Annotated in this window: 2 protein-coding genes and 1 pseudogene; all 3 read left to right on the top strand. The window is 42.0% G+C overall.

Annotated features, from left to right (window positions below; translation table 11 throughout):
* On the top strand, nucleotides 1-1,539 hold a 1,539-nt coding region (locus VNZ46_RS21225), incomplete at its 5' end, for a discoidin domain-containing protein (protein ID WP_325562359.1).
* Nucleotides 1,540-1,559: 20 nt separating this feature from the next.
* Nucleotides 1,560-3,416 (top strand): glycoside hydrolase family 97 protein, encoded by a 1,857-nt coding sequence (locus VNZ46_RS21230; RefSeq protein ID WP_325562360.1) that lies wholly within the window; start codon nucleotides 1,560-1,562, stop codon nucleotides 3,414-3,416.
* Between the two features lie 7 nt (nucleotides 3,417-3,423).
* Nucleotides 3,424-3,650, top strand: a pseudogene (locus VNZ46_RS21235) (hypothetical protein); the annotation flags it as partial.

Genomic DNA, 3,650 nt, shown 5'->3' on the forward strand with positions numbered 1-3,650 from the left:
CATTTGTTTAAAAATAAATATTTTCTGTATGCATCTAAATCAGGTGGATATTGGTATTCTGACGATATGCTCAAATGGACTTTCAGACCATCGGTTACCTTACCAACGGAAGATTATGCACCTACGGTAGAAACCATCAGGGACACTGTTTTCTTTATTGCTTCAAAAGGATCGGCAAAAGTATATTACTCCTTGAACCCGCTGCAAGATAACTGGAAGGTATATAATGCGAAATTTCCGATTTATATGACTGATCCGGCATTGTTTAATGATGATGATGGTCGGGTTTATTTTTACTATGGCTGTTCCAATAGAGATCCGATCAGAGGTGTAGAACTCAATCCTGACAAACAATTGAATACTATTGGTACTCCAAATGTACTTATAAAACATCATGCTAAAGAGTACGGTTGGGAGGAACACGGGGAGAAAAATGATGACGGTCAGGAAGGCTGGAATGAAGGCAGCTGGATGACAAAATATAAAGGCAAATATTATCTGCAGTACGCCTCGCCAGGTACAGAGTTTAAGGTGTACGGAGATGGGGTTTATGTCTCTGAAAAGCCATTAGGACCCTTTACTTATATGCCCAATAGCCCATTTTCTTATAAGCCAGGAGGCTTTATTAACGGTGCGGGTCATGGATGTACTTTTCAGGATAAATATGGGAATTACTGGCATGTCGCTACCATGGCTATATCCGTGCGGCACATGTTTGAACGCCGCATTGGCTTATTCCCGGCTTTTTTTGATGCTAAGGGCCAGTTACATTGCATCACCAGTTTTGGTGATTATCCTATGCAGATGCCTACGCGTAAAATGGATTATGAAAAGGAAAGTCTCTTTACCAATTGGATGCTACTCTCTTATCATAAACCTGTAACCGCTTCTTCTGAGCTGCCAGGCCATCCGGCTGCTATGGCTTGTAATGAAGAAGTCCGCGATTGGTGGAGTGCTGCCACTGGAAATTCTGGCGAGTGGTTGCAAATAGACTTACAGCAGCAGTATACAGTTAATGCGCTGCAGGTCAATTTTGCAGATGAAGCATCCCAATTAAAAGCAGGCGATCCTGTGAGGCCTTATCAATACATCATTTCCGCTTCAGATGACGGCGTACACTGGAATAACATAGTTGACCGGTCAAAAAATACAGTTGATGTTACCCATGATTACATTGTATTGCCAAAAGTAGTAAAAGCCCGTTATGTAAAAATCAGCAATTTGCAGGTACCCGATGGCAAATTCTCCCTATCCGGGTTTAGAATATTTGGTAAAGGAAAAGGTGGATTGCCTGGGGCGGTTGATGCCTTTTCTGTGCAAAGAAAACCTGAAGATACACGTAGAGCCAGGTTGGAATGGAAGCCTGTCAAAGCGGCGAGAGGATATATCGTTTATTTCGGCACAGAACAAAATAAACTGTACCATTCGGTCATGGTATATGATAACAATTCACTGGACTTAACGGGCTTAAATAAAGATGTTCCTTACTTCTTTCGAATTGATTCCTTTAACGAGAGCGGGGTAACCAAAGGTAAATAAATAATTTAGATTTTATTTTGATGAAAGCTTTTAAAACCTTTAGGAAACGTTTGCTTTTCCTGGTAATATTTAGTCTGTTGTCGAATCTGACCTTTTCTAAAGGTTCGGGGAAATTGGCTGAGCTCAGATCGCCTGATGGTAAGCTGAAAGTTTTGTTTGCTTCTGATCCGGATGGCACGATGTGTTATTCACTGATTGCTGATGGTAAAGTTTTGTTGAAGCCTTCGCATATTGGACTAAAGGTTTCAAAGGCTCCCATTTTTAAACTGAATGGATTGAGACTCATTCAAAAAGTTTGGCGGCCGTTTTGGGGCAAGAGAAGTATTGTTCACGATGATTACAGGGAAATCACGCTAGTATCGGAGGTTTATATCATAAAAGCCAGGGCATATAACAATGGTATTGCATTTAGGTATGAAGACGGGCAGAGCGAATCTGAATTGACAGAATTCAATTTTGCAGGAAATTATAATGCCTGGTACTATAATGGTGAAAATCATAACATCGGACCTGAAAAATTGCTGGATGCCAAAGGTATCCGCAGACCTGTTGTAACCATTAAAGCTTCGGATGATCAATACTTGGCTATTCATGAGGCCGATTTAGAAAGTGGAGAACCATTATTATTGCAACCCATATCTGGGCGCGCTTCATTCCTGGTTCCCTCTAAAAAAGCTAAAGCCTGGCGTGTCATTATGTACGGAAGAACGCCTGGCGAATTGGTCGATTCCCATTTACTGGAATTATTGAATCCCGACCCGGAGCCCGGATATGATTTTTCGTGGGTAAAGCCTGGAGTAGCGTTATGGGACTGGCGAATTAATGGTGCGGAGGTTGATGGATTTAAATATCAGATGTCGTTGCCCTCATGGAAAAAGATGGTTGATTTTGCTAAGGTCAATAAGTTCACATCACTGGTCTTGGATGCCAATTGGTATGGCCCTGAGTTTAATAAAGAGTCTAATCCTTTAAATGGAGGAAAAGCGGCTGATGTAAAAGAGCTGATTCAATATGGTAAAGAAAGAGGAGTGGGGATTTGGTTATACCTTAACGATGTTGGCGGAAAAGCTTATCCGATTGAGGCCGTTATAAAGCAGTATGGCGATTGGGGAGCAGCGGGTATTAAATATGGATTTATGCGAGGCAGTTTTGAGGAGAAAAATGTCAAAACCAAACTGATTACGAAATTGTGTGCCCAAAACCACCTAGTGGTAGACTATCATGACGATCCTGTTCACCCCTATGGACAAATGCGTACCTGGCCCAATGCAGTTACCCGTGAATATTGCCAGGCCCAACTGGATGGCCATAAAGAATTTCAGCCCAAAACATTTGTGACAGCTGTATTTGTGAATATGCTAGCCGGACCTTTAGATATGAGTAACGGTACATTTGACATGGCCCAAAAGGGCAGGGTGGATAATGGCAGCCCGGTCCCTTCTACAATTGCTGCGGAGGCTGCCCGTACGCTGATTACTTTTTCCGGGGCGACAATTATACCCGACATTCCTGAATACTACAATAAACATCCAGAGCTTTTGAAGTTCATTGCTTCTGAAAAAATGCCCTGGAAGGAGAGTAAGACCTTAAGCGGTGCCATCGGAGAATATATTGTAATGGCCCGTAAGGCCTCAACAGGAAACTGGCTGATTGCTGCGGCAACTAATGAAAGCCCGAGAGTGCTCCGGATTCCTTTAAACTTTGCTGAACCGGGAAAATACAAGGCATTGATCCTAAAGGATGGAAAGGACGCGAGTTATCTGGCAAATAAAGAAAAATACACAGTAGCCAGAACCATGGTAACACCTGACCAATTTATAGATGTAGAATTGGCACCCGGGGGCGGAGCATGTGTTTTGCTCGAAAAAGTTAAATAATAGAATAATGAAAAGAAACAAAGTTTTAATATTTACCATTTTATATTTTATCCTGGCCGGAAACACTTCCATTTATGCGCAGGGTGTATCTAAATATGTAAATCTCTTTATCGGAACAAGTGGAGATAATGGACAAGTAGATCCAGCCGCCTGTGTACCTTATGGTATGGTCCGCGTTTGTCCGGATTCAAAACCAAGAAGTCATAGTGGTTATGATTTTGCCGTTCATACAAT

The sequence above is a fragment of the Pedobacter sp. genome (assembly GCF_035566355.1).
Classification (GTDB): Bacteria; Bacteroidota; Bacteroidia; order Sphingobacteriales; family Sphingobacteriaceae; genus Pedobacter.

Bases quoted from the DNA above. Each gene is read 5' to 3' on its own strand.
- VNZ46_RS21230 (WP_325562360.1), top strand. From the start codon at position 1,560: ATGAAAGCTTTTAAAACCTTTAGGAAACGTTTGCTTTTCCTGGTAATA.